General features: G+C 67.2%; 21 protein-coding genes. 13 read left to right on the top strand and 8 right to left on the bottom strand.

Annotated elements, in window-relative coordinates; all coding sequences use genetic code 11:
• Nucleotides 1-165: 165 nt before the first annotated feature.
• Nucleotides 166-525: an ArsR/SmtB family transcription factor gene (locus M0M48_RS12385; RefSeq protein ID WP_257751361.1), complete on the bottom strand. Its 360-nt coding sequence runs from the start codon at nt 523-525 to the stop codon at nt 166-168.
• A gap of 102 nt (nt 526-627) precedes the next feature.
• On the opposite strand from M0M48_RS12385, the gene M0M48_RS12380 reads away from it, so the two are divergent.
• The gene (locus tag M0M48_RS12380; RefSeq protein WP_257751360.1) at nt 628-1,971 is read left to right on the top strand and encodes an NAD(P)-binding domain-containing protein; all 1,344 of its coding nucleotides are present in this window, start codon (nt 628-630) and stop codon (nt 1,969-1,971) included.
• Between the two features lie 130 nt (nt 1,972-2,101).
• The gene (locus M0M48_RS12375; protein ID WP_257751359.1) at nt 2,102-3,244 is read left to right on the top strand and encodes an MFS transporter; all 1,143 of its coding nucleotides are present in this window, start codon (nt 2,102-2,104) and stop codon (nt 3,242-3,244) included.
• On the opposite strand, the gene M0M48_RS12370 is transcribed toward M0M48_RS12375, so the two are convergent.
• Nucleotides 3,229-4,056: a sulfite exporter TauE/SafE family protein gene (locus M0M48_RS12370; RefSeq protein WP_257751358.1), complete on the bottom strand. Its 828-nt coding sequence runs from the start codon at nt 4,054-4,056 to the stop codon at nt 3,229-3,231. The genes M0M48_RS12375 and M0M48_RS12370 overlap by 16 nt on opposite strands.
• Before the next feature lie 209 nt (nt 4,057-4,265).
• On the opposite strand from M0M48_RS12370, the gene M0M48_RS12365 reads away from it, so the two are divergent.
• The 9 genes from M0M48_RS12365 (at nt 4,266) to M0M48_RS12325 (ending at nt 11,555) form a co-directional block, all read left to right on the top strand.
• Nucleotides 4,266-5,216: a PstS family phosphate ABC transporter substrate-binding protein gene (locus M0M48_RS12365; RefSeq protein WP_257759329.1), complete on the top strand. Its 951-nt coding sequence runs from the start codon at nt 4,266-4,268 to the stop codon at nt 5,214-5,216.
• A gap of 19 nt (nt 5,217-5,235) precedes the next feature.
• Entirely contained in the window at nt 5,236-6,192 is a 957-nt protein-coding gene (pstC, locus tag M0M48_RS12360) for a phosphate ABC transporter permease subunit PstC (RefSeq protein WP_257751357.1), read from the top strand.
• Nucleotides 6,192-7,100, top strand: coding sequence for a phosphate ABC transporter permease PstA (gene pstA / locus M0M48_RS12355; protein ID WP_257751356.1), 909 nt, complete (start codon nt 6,192-6,194; stop codon nt 7,098-7,100). The genes pstC and pstA overlap by 1 nt, the downstream gene beginning before the upstream one ends.
• Nucleotides 7,101-7,288: 188 nt before the next feature.
• Complete coding sequence (gene pstB / locus M0M48_RS12350) at nt 7,289-8,059, top strand: phosphate ABC transporter ATP-binding protein PstB (protein WP_257754478.1); 771 nt, start codon at nt 7,289-7,291, stop codon at nt 8,057-8,059.
• The gene (phoU, locus tag M0M48_RS12345) at nt 8,059-8,700 is read left to right on the top strand and encodes a phosphate signaling complex protein PhoU (protein ID WP_257751355.1); all 642 of its coding nucleotides are present in this window, start codon (nt 8,059-8,061) and stop codon (nt 8,698-8,700) included. Before pstB ends, phoU begins: the two co-directional genes overlap by 1 nt.
• Nucleotides 8,697-9,488 (top strand): winged helix-turn-helix domain-containing protein, encoded by a 792-nt coding sequence (locus M0M48_RS12340; RefSeq protein ID WP_257751354.1) that lies wholly within the window; start codon nt 8,697-8,699, stop codon nt 9,486-9,488. Before phoU ends, M0M48_RS12340 begins: the two co-directional genes overlap by 4 nt.
• 168 nt (nt 9,489-9,656) lie before the next feature.
• Nucleotides 9,657-9,941, top strand: coding sequence for an ArsR/SmtB family transcription factor (locus tag M0M48_RS12335; RefSeq protein WP_257751353.1), 285 nt, complete (start codon nt 9,657-9,659; stop codon nt 9,939-9,941).
• Nucleotides 9,942-9,988: 47 nt separating this feature from the next.
• The gene (gene arsB, locus M0M48_RS12330) at nt 9,989-11,098 is read left to right on the top strand and encodes an ACR3 family arsenite efflux transporter (RefSeq protein ID WP_257754477.1); all 1,110 of its coding nucleotides are present in this window, start codon (nt 9,989-9,991) and stop codon (nt 11,096-11,098) included.
• A gap of 4 nt (nt 11,099-11,102) precedes the next feature.
• Nucleotides 11,103-11,555 (top strand): arsenate-mycothiol transferase ArsC, encoded by a 453-nt coding sequence (locus M0M48_RS12325; RefSeq protein ID WP_257751352.1) that lies wholly within the window; start codon nt 11,103-11,105, stop codon nt 11,553-11,555.
• Here M0M48_RS12325 and M0M48_RS12320 read toward each other — a convergent pair.
• Genes M0M48_RS12320 through M0M48_RS12305 form a run of 4 tightly spaced genes read right to left on the bottom strand, consistent with a single transcriptional unit; the run spans nt 11,505 to nt 14,241 of the window.
• Nucleotides 11,505-12,473 (bottom strand): arsenate-mycothiol transferase ArsC, encoded by a 969-nt coding sequence (locus M0M48_RS12320; RefSeq protein WP_257751351.1) that lies wholly within the window; start codon nt 12,471-12,473, stop codon nt 11,505-11,507. The two genes, M0M48_RS12325 and M0M48_RS12320, sit on opposite strands and share 51 nt — an antisense overlap.
• A 9-nt stretch (nt 12,474-12,482) precedes the next feature.
• A complete protein-coding gene (locus M0M48_RS12315) occupies nt 12,483-12,845 on the bottom strand; it encodes an ArsR/SmtB family transcription factor (protein ID WP_257751350.1) in 363 nt (120 codons plus the stop codon).
• Between the two features lie 30 nt (nt 12,846-12,875).
• Complete coding sequence (locus M0M48_RS12310) at nt 12,876-13,523, bottom strand: arsenate reductase ArsC (protein ID WP_257751349.1); 648 nt, start codon at nt 13,521-13,523, stop codon at nt 12,876-12,878.
• Nucleotides 13,524-13,563: 40 nt separating this feature from the next.
• Complete coding sequence (locus M0M48_RS12305) at nt 13,564-14,241, bottom strand: arsenate reductase/protein-tyrosine-phosphatase family protein (protein ID WP_257751348.1); 678 nt, start codon at nt 14,239-14,241, stop codon at nt 13,564-13,566.
• A 45-nt stretch (nt 14,242-14,286) separates the two neighbouring features.
• Here M0M48_RS12305 and M0M48_RS12300 point away from each other — a divergent pair, with 45 nt between their 5' ends.
• Together M0M48_RS12300 and M0M48_RS12295 are read left to right on the top strand one after the other, a co-directional pair.
• Entirely contained in the window at nt 14,287-15,753 is a 1,467-nt protein-coding gene (locus M0M48_RS12300) for an FAD-dependent oxidoreductase (RefSeq protein WP_257751347.1), read from the top strand.
• Nucleotides 15,750-16,160 (top strand): arsenate-mycothiol transferase ArsC, encoded by a 411-nt coding sequence (locus M0M48_RS12295; protein WP_257751346.1) that lies wholly within the window; start codon nt 15,750-15,752, stop codon nt 16,158-16,160. Before M0M48_RS12300 ends, M0M48_RS12295 begins: the two co-directional genes overlap by 4 nt.
• Nucleotides 16,161-16,531: 371 nt before the next feature.
• On the opposite strand, the gene M0M48_RS12290 is transcribed toward M0M48_RS12295, so the two are convergent.
• A complete protein-coding gene (locus M0M48_RS12290; RefSeq protein WP_257751345.1) occupies nt 16,532-16,822 on the bottom strand; it encodes a hypothetical protein in 291 nt (96 codons plus the stop codon).
• Nucleotides 16,823-16,829: 7 nt separating this feature from the next.
• On the bottom strand, nt 16,830-17,816 hold the full coding sequence (locus M0M48_RS12285; RefSeq protein WP_257754415.1) for a caspase family protein: 987 nt from the start codon (nt 17,814-17,816) through the stop codon (nt 16,830-16,832).
• Between the last annotated feature and the right edge of the window lies 1 nt (nt 17,817).

Here is a 17,817-nt window from a genome sequence, read left to right as displayed (position 1 = left end):
GCGGATCACGGCCGAAATCGGTGTCGAGATGTGGGGAAGATGGACGGAACTATCCGCGACGAACTTTGACGAGGACGACGGCGTCGGACCTAGCTGATCAGGTTGGAACCACGGCGCCCGACCTCCCGGGGCCTCGTATGACTCGCGCCAGTCGACCGCTGCCAGCTAGCTAGTGATCGGCTCGAGTGCGGTTGACAGGGAGCGAAGAACGTCCGGAGCCACTCGGTAGTAGGCCCACTTGCCGCGCTGCTCGCGCGTGGCCAGTCCGGCCTCGACCAGGAGCTTCATGTGATGGGAGACGGTGGGCTGGCTGAGGCCAACGGGTTCGGTCATGTCGCAGATGCAGGCTTCGCCGTCCTCGGAGGCCGCGATGAGCGAGAGCAGCTTGACCCTCTTGGGGTCGCCCAGCGCCTTGAACATCCGGGCCAGCGTCTCCGCGGCCTCGTCGCTGACGACTCCACCGGTGACTGGGGAGCAGCACGCGGCCAGGTCGTCCGGCTGGATCACGGGAAGCGGAGTCGGCATGGAGACCATTCTTCCTCACGCATTGACATTTGTCGATGTGTCCGTAGGGTTGTCACATCGACAAACGTCAATGCGCGATTGATCCCGAGTTGAGGAGATGTGATGACCGACCTTTCCACTGGGCTTCCGGTTGTGGTGATCGGCGCCGGACCACAGGGCCTGGCTGCTGCGGCCCACCTGCTGGAGCGGGGCCTGGAGGCGCTCGTGCTAGAGGCGGGTCTGGAGCCGGCTTCGGCGGTGGCCGAGTGGGGCCACGTGCGGCTGTTCTCCGCGTGGCCCGAATTGGTCGACCCGGCATCGGTTCGGTTGCTCGAGCCGACCGGGTGGACCGCGCCGACGTCGGGCTACCCCACAGGTGCGAAGTGGATCGACGGCTATCTCGCACCCTTGGCGAAGGCGCTCGGTGACCAGGTGCGGTACGACGCGAGGGTGACCGCGGTGTCGCGCAAGGGACGCGACCGGCTCGTCGACGCCGACCGGGCAGCTCAGCCGTTCACCGTCCACGTCGTCGACGCCGAGGGCAACGAGTCCCGGCTGGAGGCCCGCGCGGTGATCGATGCCTCCGGTACCTGGCGTCGGCCGAACCCGGCCGGAGCTGACGGTGTCCCGGCGCTCGGTGAGCGCGCGGCCGCGGACCTGATCACCTACCAGGTCCCGAACCGTGTCGACCCCATGCGTTACGCCGGTCAGCACGTCGTGGTCGTCGGGTCGGGCGACTCTGCCTTCAATGCGATCCACGAGCTGGTCCAGATTGCCGAGAAGAACCCCGGCACCCGGATCACGTGGGCGATCCGGCGCGTCGTCAGCGAGGGCACCTTCGGTGGCGGCGCCGCGGACCAGCTTCCCGAGCGGGGTGCGCTGGGCCAGCGGGCGAAGAAGGCTGTCGAGTCCGGCGTCGTCGAGCTCGTCACCGGCTTCCGCACGGCCGAGATCCGACGGACCGACAGCCAGGCGGTCCTGGTCGGTGAGGATGGCCGCGAGCTCGCGGCCGCGGACACCGTCGTGGTGCTGACCGGCTTCCGACCGGACCTTTCGTTCCTGTCCGAGATGCGCCTGGACCTCGACCCGACGCTGGAGGCGCCGCGGAACATCGCGGCCGAGATCGACCCGAACATCCACTCCTGTGGGTCGGTCCAGGCCACCGGCGCCGCGGACCTCGCCCAGCCGGAGCCGGACCTGTACCTGGTCGGGATGAAGTCCTACGGTCGTGCGCCGACGTTCCTCGCCCTGACTGGCTACGAGCAGGTCCGCAGCGTCGTCGCCGCAATCGCCGGTGACCACGAGGCGGCCGCACGGGTCGAGCTCGTGCTGCCCGACACCGGCGTGTGTGGTGGCGCCGGGGTTTTCGACGACCCTGACAGTGCTGGCGGCGGTTGCTGCGCGCCGGCGCCGGCCGCCGCAGCACCGCTGGAGGTCCTCTCGATCGGCCGGGGTCCTGTCGCCTGACGTAGCGCCTGACGCATCGACCGACGAGGAGCCGGTCGCCACCTCGCCAGTGGCGACCGGATCCTCCGCCGGTCCGGGCGGACGTGACGAGCCGGTACGTGGTGCCCAGGGCGTACTGATCGCGCTCTGCGTGACCGTCACGATCGCATACGGCGTCCTGTACTACGCCTTCACCGTCCTCGCCCCGGCGATCGCGGACGACACGGGCTGGTCTTCGACCGCGGTCACCGCTGCCTTCTCGATCGGCAGCCTGTTCGGCGCCCTCGCCGGCATCCTGGCGGGCCGGGTCATGCAGCGCCACGGACCACGCGTCGTCATGACTGCAGGGAGCGTTCTCGGAACCGCCGCAGTCGCGGTCATCGCCACCGCGCCCGCGCTGCCCGTGTTCGCTGCCGGATGGCTGCTGGCGGGTGCGGCCAGTTCCGGGACCTTCTACCCGCCGGCGTTCGCTGCGTTGACCCACTGGTTCGGGACCAGGCGAGTGCAGGCGATCACCGCCCTCACCTTGGTTGCAGGGTTCTCCTCCACCGTGTTCGCGCCGCTGACGGCCCTGCTCGGCGAGCAGGTCGGGTGGCGAGGCACCTACCTGATCCTCGCGGTGGTCATGCTGGTCGGGACCGCGCCCGTGCACGCGTTGGTGCTCCGACTCCCGTGGCACCCGACGGCCACGAGCATCGACGCGAAGTCTTCGTCGGACCGCAGCATCCTGACCAGCCGCACCTTCGTGCTCGTCGCTGCTTCGGGAGCGCTGACCTCGCTGGTCATGTACACATCGCTCGTCCACCTGGTCCCTCTGCTGCTCGACCGCGGCATGGGCGTCCAGCTCGCCGCTTGGGCGCTCGGGCTCAGCGGGGCTGGGCAGGTTCTCGGGCGTCTTCTCTACCCGGCGCTCGACCGTCGCCTCGCGCCGAATCTGCGCGCTGCCCTGGTGATCACCGTGCTGTCCATCGCCGTCGGCGCGGTCGCGGTGATCCCCGGCCCGGTCCCCCTGCTGATCGCGATCGCCATTCTCGCTGGCGCTGCTCGTGGCCTGTTCACGCTGATCGGCGCCACCGTGGTCAGCGACCACTGGGGGCCGGAGCGCTACGCCGCTCTCAACGGCGTCTACAACGCGCCTCTCGGCGTGGCTGCCGCGTTGTCGCCCGCCTTCGGTTCGGCGATCGCCGCTGCCACCGGCAGCCACACGGCGCTGTTCGTGATCCTGGGCTGCCTCGGCCTGACGGCGGCCGGCCTGGCAGTGGCGGCCGGTCGAGTGACTCAGGATTCGGCATGACGCCAGACCTTGATCGACGAGGCCAGCAGGATCAGCGCCAGGGCTCCGATCAGGGCCGGCCCGGCGACGTACTGCAGCAAGAACCCGCCGGCGACCGCGCCGGCGACCGACCCGATGCCCATGACGGCCACGAACCGCAGGTTCGCGCCAAGCACGGTGAACGAGCTGTCCCGGCTGTAACGGGCGAAGCCGACCAGCATCGTGGGCAGTGACACCAGGAGGGACAGGCTGCCTGCGAGCCGGATGTCGACTCCGAACAGCAGGACGATCGTGGGGATCAGCAGCTCGCCGCCGGCCACGCCCATGAAGGCCGCGACCATCCCGATCAGTACGCCGGCAGCGACCCCGGCGATCGCGCGACCCGCGGCCGGAAGGTCGAGGCTGCCGAGGTCTGCGAGGTGGGTGCTGGCCAACACGACCGCGATCAGGACGAGGAGGATGGCGAGGGTTCGGTGCAGCGTGCGTGAGTGCATCCGGGTGGCCCATCCCGCCGCGACCCAGGCGCCGCCCAGTGACCCGGCGAGCAGGTTGGCCACGATCCACCAGTGATCGGCCACATCGCCCCACGACACCGCGAACGCACGAGCAGGCAGCGCGGTGACCACGACGATCAGGCTCATCGCCTTGTTCAAGATGACCGCGTGCAGAGCGGCGAACCCGAACAATGTCATCAGCAACGGCAGCCGGAACTCCGCCCCGCCCAATCCGATCAATCCGCCGAGTACGCCGATCGCGGCACCGGCCGCGAATGGCCAGGAGCGGGAGTCCCTGTGCGCAACCAGCCGCTCGGGTGCGTTCTCGGTGGCAGTCACGGCCACAGTCTGCCCGGCTGACGCGACCACTGGAACGGCATCCAACCGCGGCGACACGAGCCACGTGCATTCATAGATCATGCTCGATCATTCATGGTCGATTGGCTCGTCGTTCACTCGCCATTTACATAGACCGCATTTGATCATTCCTGTTCCGAAGCAACCCCAGGCTGCCTTGATCGCGGCCTGAATCGAGACAGGACAGTGACGTGCTCAAGTATCAGAAGCGCACCGCGGCAGCCGTGGGTGCAGCAACCCTGGCCCTCTCCCTTGCCGCGTGTGGTGGCGGCGCCGAGGGTGGCGAGGGTGGTGATGTCAGCGGCTCGGTGACCGTTGACGGTTCCTCGACGGTCTACCCGATGAGCGTGGCAGCTCAGGAGCTCGTCAACGAGGAGCACCCGGGCGTGAAGGTCTCGGTCGCCGAATCCGGCACCGGTGGCGGTTTCGAGAAGTTCTGCGCCGGCGAGACCGACATCTCCGACGCGTCGCGCCCGATCAAGGACGAGGAGAAGACGGCCTGCGAGGGCAAGAGCATCGACTACACCGAGCTGCACGTCGCGACCGACGCGCTCACCGTGGCCGTGCACCCTGACCTGGCGGTCGACTGCTTGACCGTCGACCAGCTCGTGGCACTGTTCGGCCCCAAGTCGAAGGCCAGCAACTGGAACCAGATCGACCCGTCGTTCCCGGACCAGAAGATCAGCTTCTACATCCCCGGCACCGACTCGGGCACCTACGACTACATGGCTGCCGACGTGGTGGCCGACGAGTCCGAGACCTTGCGCTCCGACGTCGAGTCCTCCGAGGACGACAACATCCTCGTCCAGGGCATCTCCGGCACTGAGGGCGCGGTCGGGTTCTTCGGCTACTCCTACTACGAGGAGAACCAGGATAAGCTGAAGGCCCTCGAGATCGACAGCGGCAGCGGCTGCGTCGCCCCGTCCGCCGACACCGCTCGCGACGGCTCGTACACGCCGCTGGCCCGGCCGCTGTTCATCTACGTCAAGAACTCCTCCTACGCCGACAGCAAGGCCACCAAGGCGTACGTCGACTTCTACATCGACAACCTCCCGTCGATCGCCAAGGCCGCGCAGTTCATCCCGCTGAGCGACGAGGACTACACCTCGACCAAGGCCGCGCTCGCCGGCATCGGCGGCTGAGCAGAAGGCTCAACGCGCCATGTCCACATCGACCCAGGCAGGTCCGCCGACGCCGTCCAGCTCGGCGGGCCTGCCCGGCGCCCCCAACCTCTCCCGGAAGTCACGTCCGGGGGAGGCTGTCATCAAGCTGGTCCTGGTCGGGTCAGCGCTGCTGTCGATTGCAATCACGGGCGGCATCGTCGCCTCCCTGATCCAGCCGGTCATCGAGTTCTTCGGCGACCAGGTGTCGTTCAGCGACTTCTTCTCCACCACCGACCCGAGCGGCTCATCCACGAAGCCCGCGGTGATTCCGCTCCTGACCGGAACCCTCGTCACGACCGTGATCGCGCTCGTCGTCGCCGTTCCGATCGGGCTGGCCGCGGCGATGTACCTCTCGGAGTACGCCTCCAAGCGTGCCCGCAAATGGCTCAAGCCCACCGTCGAGCTGCTCGCCGGCGTCCCCTCGATCGTCTACGGCTTCTTTGCGGTGACCTTCGTGACGCCGGTGATCCTGCAGGGCTGGTTCGGGCTTCCGGTCGGGTTCTTCAACATGCTTTCGGCCGGTCTAGTGCTGGGCGTGATGATCATTCCGACCATCGCGTCACTCTCGGAGGACGCGCTGAGCGCGGTGCCGCTGGCCCTGCGGCAGGGCTCGTTGGCCATGGGCGCCAACCGGATGCAAACCACCTTGCGTGTGGTCTTCCCGGCCGCGCTGTCGGGGATCGCGGCCGCCGTCGTGTTGGGCATCTCTCGGGCTGTCGGCGAGACCATGATCGTGGCCACCGCGGCCGGCAACGGGAAAAGCTTCACCCTCAACCCCTTCGACGCCGCGCAGACCATGACCGGCTTCATCGCCACCACCGCGCGCGGAGAGAACCCGGTCGGGTCGCCCGAGTACAACATGCTCTTCGCCGTCGGTCTGCTGCTGTTCCTGATTACCCTGGTCATCAACGGGATCAGCATCGCCATCGTCCGCCGCTTCCGGCAGGAGTACTGATGAGTGCCGCCGCCCAGACCGCCCGTGCGGTCACCACTTCGACGATCGCCACCGGCAAGAGCCGGGACCGCGACTGGAAGTCGATCGCCTTCCTGGCCGTGCTGTGGTTCTCGCTGTTCTTCGGCGTGATGGTCCTGATCGTGCTCATGGTCGACACCGCGGTCGAAGGATCGTCACGCTTCGACTCCAACCTCGTCACCGGCTACCAGTCCCGGCTGCGACCTGAGGAGACCGGATTCCGTGCCGGCATCCTCGGCACCGCCTGGCTGATGTTCTTCACCGCCGTCCTCGCCGTGCCACTGGGCATCGCGGCCGCGCTGTACCTCGAGGAGTTCGCCAAGGCCAAGACTTGGTACAACACGCTGATCGAGGTCACCCTGCAGAATCTCGCCGCGGTCCCCTCGGTGGTCTACGGCATGCTCGCCGTCGGCGTCATGGCGATCCTCGGCTACGCCAACAAGGGCGTGGTCCTCGGCGGCGCGATCGCGCTGGCACTGCTCGTGCTGCCGGTCATCATCATCACGACCCGCGAGGCCGTGCGCGCCGTACCCAACGAGATCCGCCATGGATCCCTCGCCTTGGGGGCGACGGTGTGGCAGACCACCTGGCGCCAGACCCTCCCTTCGGCGATCCCCGGGATCTCCACCGGTGCCATCCTCGGCCTTTCGCGAGCTATCGGCGAAGCAGCGCCCCTGCTCCTGCTTGGGCTGGGCAACGTGCTGTTCGACCCGACCGGGCTCAACAGCCCCGTCACCGCACTGCCCATGCAGATCTACACCCTGGCCGGCGACCCGAAGGAAGAGTTCCGGGTCGCCGCTGCCGCCGCGATCATCGTCCTGCTCGTGATGATCCTCGCGATGAACGCCCTCGCCATCTTCATCCGCAACAAGTTCCAGCGTTCCTGGTAGGAGCCTCCATGACGACCCCGCGCCCCGCCTACTACTCCACCGGTGACGACGGTCGAGACGACCACCGCACCCCGACCGACGCCACCGACCCCGGAGGCTCGAGCGGCCCCGGGCGCTCGACGGGCTCGAGGATCGCGAGCGCAGCAGCCCGCTCCGACGACCTGCCGGCCCTCCCTCCGGACCCCGTCATGCGAGCCGAGGGACTCAACGTCTACTACGGCGACTTCCATGCCGTGCACGACGTCAACCTGGCCTTCGGCCGCAACGAGATCACCGCGATGATCGGGCCTTCAGGCTGCGGCAAGTCGACCGTGCTGCGTTGCTTGAACCGGATGAACGATCTCGTCCCGAGCGCCCGCGTCGAGGGTCAGGTCACGTATCACGGGGAGAACATCTACGGACCGAAGGTCGACCCGATCGCCGTACGCCAGCACATCGGCATGGTCTTCCAGAAGCCCAACCCGTTCCCGAAGTCGATCTACGACAACATCGCCTACGGGCCGCGGGTGACCGGGATGAAGGTCGACAGCATGGACGACCTCGTCGAGGAGGCGCTGCGCGGGGCAGCGCTGTGGGACGAGGTCAAGGACAAGCTCAAGCAGAGCGCCTTCGGCCTCTCCGGCGGGCAGCAGCAGCGCCTGTGCATCGCACGCACCATCGCCACCAAGCCCGACGTCATCCTCATGGACGAGCCCTGCTCGGCGCTCGACCCGATCGCGACCTCGCGCATCGAGGACCTCATGCAGGAGCTGCGCGGCGACTACACGATCATCATCGTCACCCACAACATGCAACAGGCCGCCCGGGTCTCGGACCGCACCGCCTTCTTCACCGCACGCCCTGACGAGACCACCGGCAACCGGACCGGGCTCCTGGTCGAGTTCGACCGCACCAAGGTGATCTTCGAGAGGCCGAACGACTCGCGCACCGAGGACTACATCACCGGAAGGTTCGGCTGATGCGCGATCGGTACCACAACGACCTCGACAAGGTCGTCGACCGGCTCCTCCAGCTGTTCGACAACGTCGAGAGCTCCATCTCCCAGGCGACCCGGGCGCTCCTCGAGGCCGACCTCGAGACAGCAGAACAAGTCATCGCCGGCGACCAGGCCACCGACACCCTGTGCCGCGAGATCGAGTCGATCGCCATCGACCTGCAGATGCGCCAGCAGCCTGTCGCCTACGACCTGCGCCTGCTGCTGACCGCACAGCGCATCGTCGGCGACCTCGAACGCTCCGGTGATCTGGCCAAGAACATCGCCAAGCAGGCCCGCCGGCGGCACCCCGACCACGTCGTCCCCGACCAGATGCGCCACACCGTCGCCGCGATGGGCAAGGCCGCCGAATCCCTGCTGCACAAGGCCCACCAGGTGTTCGCCAACGAGGATGCCGAGCTCGCCCGACGCCTCGACGTCGAGGACGACTACATGGACGCGCTCCACCGCGAGCTGCTCGCCGACGTGATCGCCAGTAGCCGGACCGAGGCGGTCGAGACCGCCGTCGACCTCACCTTGATCGGTCGCTTCTACGAGCGCTTCGCCGACCACGCCGTCGCCATCGCACGCCAGGTCGTCTACCTCTCCACGGGAGAGCTCGCATGAAGTTCCGCGGCGTTGACGCACTGCCGCCCAGCCAACGACACCGTGCGTTGGCTGATGCCCGCCTGTGGGCCGAGTCCTCCAGTGGCCGTGAGTCCCTGATCCTGATCGAGCCCGACGAGACCGAGGCCGACCGGATCGGGAACGACCTCACCCACCGCGGCCTCCGGTTCGCGACCTTCGCCAGTCCCTGGCGGGCGCTCGCCCACCTGGGCAACGAGCCCGCCGCCGTGGTCGTCGCCAGCTCCAACCTGGGCCCCGACATCCTCAAGGAGCTCGTCGAGGCCATCAAGAGCGAGACCACGCTGCCCGTCCTGATCGCGTATCGCTCGGAGGAGACCGATGCGATCGGACCGGCGGTGCTGGCCGGCGGCCGGCCGGCTGTGGGGCTGCCCTACGACGCGCACGACCTGGTCCGCACCCTGGCCGAAGTGCTGCCTCAACTGCCGCCCCCGGCCCGCATCGACTTCGGCCGCCTCTCCCTGGTCCCGGAATGGCGCGACGCCCAGCTCGATGGAAAGGGGCTGGGCCTGAGCCGGCTCGAGTTCCGGGTCCTCGCCGAGTTGGTCCGTCGCGGCGGCCGGTGCGCGTCCAAGGACGCGTTGGTTTCAGTTGCCTGGCCCGAAGGGGCGACCGATCCGAAGAGCCTTCTCACCGCAGCCGTGAAGCGGCTGCGGCTCAAGTTCGCGGCGCTCGGGATCGCGGACGCCGTCGAGACCGTGCGAGGCGTCGGCTACCGACTCAACGCATCAGCCCTCGCGGGCAGAAGAACCTCTCCCTCGCACCAGTGACGGCGAGCAATCGAGGTCCTCGATTTGGACGAAGACATCGACGACTGTCAACATTCACTCATGTCGATCTCTGGTTCGCTGGCTCCAGACCTGCCTGGTGTCGCAGACGCACTAACCTGTTGCGTACCGCTGGCACGGCAACCGATCAGCTCGGAGCAGGCGACCGGGATGGTGTCGCTGCTCAAGGCCATCGCTGAGCCGGCCCGGTTGCGATTGCTGTCGCTGGTTCTCTCCCACGAGGGTGGAGAGGCGTGCGTGTGCGATCTCCTTCCCTACTTCGACCTCTCGCAGCCGACGATCAGCCACCACTTGAAGGTGCTGCACGAAGCAGGTCTGCTGGACCGCGAGAAGCGCGGCACCTGGGTCTACTACAGGGCCCGGCCCTCCGCGATAGCCGCGCTCGGCAGCCTCTTCACGGTGAGTCCAGGATCCTGTGGGGAGGAGCAGTCGTGAGCAACACCGCGCGCGGTCAGCGGGCCACGGAAGTTGGCAATCCGGTCATGCAGCGGCTGTCCACCCTGGATCGCTTCCTGCCGGTCTGGATCGGCGTGGCCATGGTCACCGGGTTGCTGCTCGGCAACTGGTTCACCGGACTCGATGACGCCGTCGCTGCGGTCGAGATCGGCTCGGTGTCGCTGCCGATCGCCATCGGACTGCTCGTGATGATGTACCCGGTCCTGGCCAAGGTCCGCTACAACGAGCTCGGCCACGTCACCGGCGACCGGCGGATGCTCGGCACCTCGATCCTGCTCAACTGGATCCTCGGGCCGGCCCTGATGTTCGCGCTCGCCTGGACGATGCTGCCCGACCTGCCCGAATACCGGACCGGACTGATCATCGTTGGACTCGCCAGGTGCATCGCCATGGTCCTGATCTGGAACGACCTCGCCTGCGGCGACCGCGAAGCAGCCGCGATCCTCGTGGCGCTCAACTCCGTCTTCCAGATCATCGCGTTCGCGCTCCTGGGCTACTTCTACCTGGAGGTGCTCCCCGGCTGGCTCGGCCTCGACCAGACCGCGCTCGACGTGTCGGTGTGGGACATCGCCAAGTCCGTCCTGATCTTCCTCGGCATCCCCCTCCTCGCCGGGTACCTCACTCGGACATTCGGCGAGCGAGCCAAGGGACGCGAGTGGTACGAGTCGACATTCCTGCCACGGATCGGACCAGCGGCGCTCTACGGTCTGCTGTTCACGATCGTGGTCCTGTTCGCCCTTCAGGGCGACACGATCACCAACCAGCCCCTCGACGTCGCCCGCATCGCGTTGCCGCTGCTGATCTACTTCTTCTTGATGTGGGGCGGCTCGATGCTGCTGACCCGGGCCCTCGGATTCGACTACCAACGCGCCACCGCGGTGTCCTTCACCGCAGCAGGAAACAACTTCGAGCTCGCCATCGCCGTCGCGATCGGCGTCTTCGGCGTCGCCTCCGGACAGGCGCTCGCCGGCGTCGTCGGGCCACTCATCGAGGTGCCCGTCCTCGTCGGGCTGGTCTACGTGAGCCTCTGGGCACGCCGCTTCTTCCCCGAACGCGCCGCCGACCCGGCAACCTCAACCTCCTCAACGACCTCATCGTCGAATTCTTCGTCGACCTCGTCCACGACAGGAGCCTGAGCCCGTGAACGCAACCACTCCGTCCGTCCCGCAGGTCGTGTTCGCCTGCGTCCGCAACGGCGGACGCTCAGTGATCGGCCGAGTACTCACCGAGCACTACGCTCAAGGCAACGTCCACGCCGAGTCCGCGGGCACCCAGCCCGGCGAGCACATCCACCCCGAGGTCGCCGCCGCACTGGAAGCGCTCGGCCTCGACACCTCGCACGAGCGCCCCAAGGTCCTCACCCGCGACACAGTCGCTGCCAGCGACCTGGCCATCACCCTCGGGTGCGGGGAGGAGTGCCCTTACGTCCCCGGCGTGAAGTACGTCGACTGGCCGGTCGCCGACCCCGGCGGCCAGGACGAAGCCACCGTGCGGAGCATCATCGCGGACATCGACTCCCGCGTCCGGACGATGCTCACCGAACTAGTCCCGGACCTCCAGCTTGCGCCGTCCGTACTCGGCCCGACTGTCTGAACTGACGCCCATCTCGACGATGAGCTGATCGACGCGTTCTGAGATCTCGTCCACGATCCGCTGCACCTCACGCAGCGGTCGCCCGATCGGGTCATCGACCGGCCAGTCGACGTAGCGTCGTCCCGGAACGATCGGGCACGCATCGCCACAGCCCATGGTCACCACAACTCCCGAGGCGCGAACGACCTCGTCGGTCAGTGGCCGCGGGAATTCGGTGAGGGCATCGACACCGCGTCGAGCGAGTTCCTGTTGGACAGTTGGGTCGAGTTGAGATCCCGGCACAGATCCTGCGGCGCGCACCCTGACGGACTGAGCGACGCGGTCACGCATCAGCGCGGCCGCGATCTGCGACCGCCCGGCGTTGCGGACGCACACGAACAGAACGTCGTCACGGTCTCGCTGACCGACCGCGTTCAAGGACGCCAACGCGTCGAGCCGGTCGGCGGCGAAGCGCTCCGTCAGCTGGGGCAAGAACTGGCGCACGCGTGCCCGGCTCGCGATCAGGTCGTAGCTCTCCCACACGAAGTCACGCACCGTCTCTGCGGCTACGACTCCCGCGAATCGCTGACCGAGAGTGACAGCGATGGCCTGGAGGATCCGCTCGTGATCGCCGACCTGACCGATCACCGTCGGTGCGCCGGCCGCCAGGCTCCCGAAGCGAACCAAGGCGTCATGGGTGGGCCGGTAGCGTCCATCGCCGTGGATCGAGAGGAGACCGACCTCGACCATGACGTCAAGATCCGGTTGAACGACCAGACCATCCGGTGACGTCGAGGTCTGCGCCGTGAGCGCGGCGGCCAGGGACGCGGCGGTCGCTTCTCCAGTCTCGCTCCCCAGGGCAGCGCTGAGCAGCCGGACCCGTCCCGGGTGCGCCATGGCCGCGACCTGGGCGGCACGCTGGTCAGGCCGCGCGGTCACGGCACGGCCTCAGCGCAGAAGGTCGGCGATCGCGTTCAGGCGAGCCGGGACGATCGAGTACCAAACCTCGCGGCCGATCGGTTCGCGTGCCACGATCCCTGCGCCGTGCATGACTTTCATGTGATGCGAGACCGTCGGTTGACTGAGCTCGAGGATCGCAGTGAGGTCGGCGACGCGCGCCGTCCCGGACGGGCTGTGGTGGATGAGGCTGAGGATCTGCAACCTGGTCGGGTTCGACACCACGCTCAGCATCTGCGCGGTGTCCTCGGCCTGCTCCTTGGTCAACGACGGTCGCAGCGCGTGCGCGAGTGGCAGCGCGGATGCCTCGTCGGAGGTTTCCGCCTTGAAGGACGCATGGCGGCGAGCAGGCACCCCCCAACCATAGCCGCAGATCGATGGATTTCATGTGCGGACAGGCACGTCGAGTTCAGCGAGCAGTCCTCGGACGCGTCGTTCGATACCGTCCCGGATAGTGCGGACGTGGTCGAGATCCCAGTGCTCTGGGTCCTCGAACGCCCATTCCTCGTACTTCTTGCCGGGAAGGAGCGGGCAGGCCTCGCCGCAGCCCATGGTGATCACGACGTCCGCGGCACGGACGACCTCATCGGTCCAGGGCTTCGGAAATTCGGTCGAGATATCGATCCCTCGCTCCGCCATGGCGTCAACGACAACCGCGCTGACGTCGGCGGCGGGCTCGGACCCGCCTGACCAGCCGATCGCGGCGTCACCCGCATAGTGGTTGAAGAACCCGAGGGCCATCTGGGACCGACCAGCGTTGTGGACGCACAGGAAGAGCACCACTGGCTTGCCGTCGACGTGCAGGCCGTCGGCGCGGGCGAGTGCCTGCAGACGCTGCCGGGCGAACCGTTCAGCCAGGAGCGGCACGAAGTTCGGGACCGTCGCTCGTCCCGCAAACTCCTCGAACGAGGACTCCAGATACCGCTCGATCGTCTCGGCGTTGTAGGTGGCGGCGAACTCCTCGGCCAGCCGCGCAGCCGCCGACCGAAGGGCGAGCCCCAGGTCCAGCGGAATCATCGGTTGAGTGCTCATCGTCGATCCTCCTTGTGTGTGTGTGGGTCGGTCGGTGCGGTCAGGAAGCGAGGCGAGCGACTAGCCCCTGGACGCGAGCGTCGAGCTCGTCATAGGCCGCGTCGTATGCCGCGGGCGTGCCGACGCCTACTGGGTCCGGGACGGACCAATGCAGTCGGTTGGGCACAACGATCTCCTCGTGTGCCCGGTCGCAGACCGTCACGATCAGATCGTTCTGCGTATGACCGCCGGCGATGTAATCCAGATGCTGTGGTCGGGTGTGAGGCAGCGCCAGACCACGCCGCGCGGCGACATCGACCGCACCGGGGTCGATGCTGTCGGCGGGGTGGGTGCCGGCCGAGACTGACGGAATGGAGCTTGCCCGGCGCCAGAGAGCGGCGGCCAGATGGGATCGCGCGGAGTTGGCCGTGCAGACGAAGATGACGCGCTCGGGTTGGCTCGTCGCGGGAGCAGCTAGAGCGAGTGCGTCGTCGATCAGCCGCAGGTACTGCTTGCGACCATCGCCTTGGGAGCGGTGGCTGGTGATCAGTCCTGCTTCGCGCAGGACCTTCAGGTGGTGAGCCAGCAGGTTGGACGGTGCCCCCAGGACCCCCATCAACTCCGATGGTGAGGCGTCACCCAGGGAGAGGATGTCGACGATCCGTAGGCGTGCGGGATCGCTTAGGGCGCCGTAGACGGCAGCGCGACGATCTAGATCCGGTGTTCGCTCGTTGTTCATTGACTCAAGTTTGACTGAGCGATCGGCGCAGGTCAAGATGTCGACGTGAGCAACCTAGTTCCCGCACCTTCGAAGAAGCGGCCCCCGCGTCTCGTCGCCATCGGTGGCAGCGACGCGGGGATCTCAGCCGCACTGCGCGCCCGTGAACTCGACCCCGACGCCGAGGTGACGGTTGTCGTCGCAGATGCCTACCCCAACTTCTCGATCTGCGGCATCCCCTACTTCATCTCCGGAGAGGTGGGGCATTCATCGAACCTAGCCCACCGCACCCGCGCCGATCTCGAAGCAACTGGCATGAACCTCAGGCTCAACACCAGGGCGACCTCGATCGACGTCGAAGGCCGTCGCATCAGCGTCGCCAACCCAGACGGGACCAGCGACTTCATCGAGTACGACGAGTTGGTGGTCGGCACTGGCGCCGTACCGGTCCGTCCGCCGATCGACGGTCTTGACGGTCCCGACGCGCTCGGTGTCGCGGACGGCCTCCATCTGCTGCATTCCATGGGCGACACCTTCGCCCTCACCGACTCCCTCGACCGGATCCAGCCCAAGGCCGCCCTCATCGTCGGCGCCGGCTACGTCGGACTCGAGATGGCCGAAGGGCTCACAACCCGCGGCATCCACGTCACCCAGGTCGAGCGGCTCCCCGAGGTCCTCCCCACCGTCGACCCCGAGCTCGGTGCTCTCGTCCACGACGAGCTCGTCAAGAACGGCGTCGACGTCCACACCAACGCCACCGTGACCCGGATCAGCAAGCGGGCGGGTGCTGGTCTGCATGTCGACGGTCAGACCAACGACGGCGAAGCACTCGCCTGGGACGTCGACCTCGTTCTCGTTGTCGTCGGTGTACGCCCCGACACCGACCTCCTCGTCCGTGCTGGCGCCCAGACCGGCCCCGGCGGCGCGGTCATCGTCGACGAGACCATGGCCACCGGACTCCCGCACGTGTGGGCCGCCGGCGACTGCGTCATCACCCACCACCGGCTTCTCGGCACCACCTACATCCCGCTCGGCACCACCGCCCACAAGCAGGGCCGGATCGCCGGCGAGAATGCCCTCGGCGGCAGTGCTCGCTACGCCGGCTCGCTCGGAACCCAGGTCGTCAAGATCTTCGACCTCGTTGCCGCCCGCACCGGCCTTCGCGAGCACGAAGCCACCCCGGCTGGATTCACGCCGGTCTCCTCGACCGCCTCGCCGGACGACCACAAGGCCTACTACCCGGGCGCCACCCCGATCACGATCCGCGTCACTGGCGACGCCACCACCGGCAGGCTCCTCGGTGCCCAGCTCGTCGGCACCCGCGGCGCCGAGATCGCCAAGCGCGTCGACACCTACGCCACCGCGCTGTTCCACGAGATGACCGTGACCGGAATGACCGAGCTCGACCTCGCCTACACCCCGCCCCTCGGCTCGCCCTGGGATGCCGTCCAGATGGCAACCCAGGCCTGGGTCAAGGAACACCAGATCGGTGCCGAGCGCGCCGCCCTCACCGCCGGAAGGAACCCCTCGTGACAACACCCGCCAACAAGCCCAGCCTGCTGTTCGTCTGCACTCACAACGCCGGCCGCTCCGCCCTCGCTGCAGCACTCGCCCGTCACCAAGCCGGCGATCAGGTCGTCGTCCGCTCGGCCGGTCTCAACCCGGCCGACACCCCCAGCGCCGGCACCATCTCCAGCCTCGCCGAGATCGGCATCGACGACACCCGCCACGTCCCCACCAAGATCACCGAGGAGATGGTCGCGGCTTCGACGGTCGTTGTCGCGATGAAGCCCGGCCTCGACATCCCGCAAGTCGATGGGGTCAGCTACGAGACCTGGGACCTTCCCAACCCGCAAGGCTGGGAGGCTCCCGCGATCCGGCCCCTGCGTGAGCACATCAACGACCGCGTCGCTGGACTCCTTGCACGGCTGGGCGGCTGACTCCCTGCACGGCCCGCCGTCGACTGCTCGACATCCCATCTCGAAGAAGCCCGCCACGCCTGTGGCGGGCTTCTTTGTCGTTCCGCGTGAACAGACCGCCGAACAACTCCCCGTCACGATCGTCGCCGTACCAGACGCAGCCGGCACTACGAAGCGCCTTCAAAGTCGCCCAACTCGGTAGGTCCTGACCTTGACCTCGAGTTGCCAAGACTCGCTGCATCTCGACAATTGTCGATTTGCAGCGATGTTCGACGAACTACATGCGTGTAACTTTGATCAGACGACCCAAGGCGGGCCGATCCGTCAAAGTCCGGACACGAAGGCAGGGTCCGAGCACCCGTCGACGCCGGCACCAGTCGTGATTGACCGGCCTACCGCAGTTCGTTGGCGAGTGCTTGTTCGATGAGGGGTAGGTATCGCTCGACCTGATCGCGGTCGCTGTCCTTCTCGGCCTGAGTGAGGTCGGCATAGGGGGTGTCGATCTGTTCGGTCCATTGGCGGACCAGATCGGCGGGGATGGTCAGCGAGCCATCGGGGCCTGGAGTGCACTGCTGGTGCAGGTAGCGCTGCCAGTGGGCCCACCGCTCGTGCTCGGCCGCCGCGAGCTTCTCGAGGAGTTCGGGATCTCGTAGCCGCTGTACCGGCTCGTTGGTCTCCTCCATGGTCACATCAGATCAGATCGCCGGCAACGAGGTTCCAGTAGTGCTGCCCCAGAACGGTGAGTTCGCAGGACTTGCTCTCCATCGCTGCGTGCCACATGTGAGGTGCGTCGACGGGTCGTACGAGGTTGACCCTCACGTAGTTCTGGAGAGTCCGGAAGACCGCGGTTCTGGATGGGTCGGGATCCGGCATGGCGGGATCGGCGAGCTGCTCAGCAGATCGCTCGGGCTCGTAGGACGGGTCAAGGGCGAACTCGTAGTCCGACGTAGGGAAGTGGGTCGTCAGGGCCTGCAGGTCAGCAAGGGCGATTGGGGGTTCTGCTCGCCGCAGGGAGACGAACGTCTTGACGTTGGTCTTGAATACCGGGCGTTGTGCCCAAGGGCCGAGGGACTGATCGATGTGGGCATAGACGCTTCCGGGCGTGATGTCTCCGACCAGGTTGGCCGCCGCCCCGTTGAGCGCGTCGACGAAGAGCCCGGTGAAGACGCCGCTGCCGTTGCTCTCCATGGCGTACTGGTTGGCCGTTGATGCAGTCAGAATCGTCAGCCCGTCGGAGATCTCGGCCAGGTTTTGAGCGATGGCGTTGTTGCCGGCGGCCCCGCTGTGGCAGCTGTCGAGGATGATGATCTTGTTCCGCGCAGGTGAGTTGTTGGCCATGGTCATCACCTCATTGAGGGAGAGCCCATCATCACCGTCCTCGGAGTCGCTGGTGCAAAGGAAGCCGCCGGTGTCCTCGATGTGGCCGTGACCGGAGAAGTAGAACAGTGCAATCTCAGCATCGTCTGCGAACACCTCCCGAACAGCGTCCTTGAGGTCCTTCTTGCAGATCGTCTTGCCCGGGCCGGTCGCCACCATCAGGTTCGGTGTCGTGAAGTTCAAGGTGCCGTCGGAGTGACGCTCGAGCGCCGTCTTGACCGAGAAGGCATCGTTGACGCAGCCGTTGAGTCCGTTGATGTGCTCGTAGTGGTCAATCCCGACAATGAGGGCCTTACGCATG

It is taken from the genome of Pimelobacter simplex, from assembly GCF_024662235.1.
Classification (GTDB): Bacteria; Actinomycetota; Actinomycetes; order Propionibacteriales; family Nocardioidaceae; genus Nocardioides.
The sequence above is the reverse complement of the archived record's forward strand: the minus strand, read 5'-3'. Positions and strand labels throughout refer to the sequence as shown.

Coding starts and splice junctions, on each gene's coding strand:
- M0M48_RS12285 (WP_257754415.1), bottom strand. CDS start 17,816: ATGCGTAAGGCCCTCATTGTCGGGATTGACCACTACGAGCACATCAAC.
- M0M48_RS12380 (WP_257751360.1), top strand. CDS start 628: ATGACCGACCTTTCCACTGGGCTTCCGGTTGTGGTGATCGGCGCCGGA.
- M0M48_RS12340 (WP_257751354.1), top strand. CDS start 8,697: ATGAAGTTCCGCGGCGTTGACGCACTGCCGCCCAGCCAACGACACCGT.
- arsB (WP_257754477.1), top strand. CDS start 9,989: ATGCAGCGGCTGTCCACCCTGGATCGCTTCCTGCCGGTCTGGATCGGC.
- M0M48_RS12335 (WP_257751353.1), top strand. CDS start 9,657: ATGGTGTCGCTGCTCAAGGCCATCGCTGAGCCGGCCCGGTTGCGATTG.
- pstC (WP_257751357.1), top strand. CDS start 5,236: ATGTCCACATCGACCCAGGCAGGTCCGCCGACGCCGTCCAGCTCGGCG.
- M0M48_RS12290 (WP_257751345.1), bottom strand. CDS start 16,822: ATGGAGGAGACCAACGAGCCGGTACAGCGGCTACGAGATCCCGAACTC.
- pstA (WP_257751356.1), top strand. CDS start 6,192: ATGAGTGCCGCCGCCCAGACCGCCCGTGCGGTCACCACTTCGACGATC.
- M0M48_RS12305 (WP_257751348.1), bottom strand. CDS start 14,241: ATGAACAACGAGCGAACACCGGATCTAGATCGTCGCGCTGCCGTCTAC.
- M0M48_RS12310 (WP_257751349.1), bottom strand. CDS start 13,523: ATGAGCACTCAACCGATGATTCCGCTGGACCTGGGGCTCGCCCTTCGG.
- phoU (WP_257751355.1), top strand. CDS start 8,059: ATGCGCGATCGGTACCACAACGACCTCGACAAGGTCGTCGACCGGCTC.
- M0M48_RS12385 (WP_257751361.1), bottom strand. CDS start 525: ATGCCGACTCCGCTTCCCGTGATCCAGCCGGACGACCTGGCCGCGTGC.
- pstB (WP_257754478.1), top strand. CDS start 7,289: ATGCGAGCCGAGGGACTCAACGTCTACTACGGCGACTTCCATGCCGTG.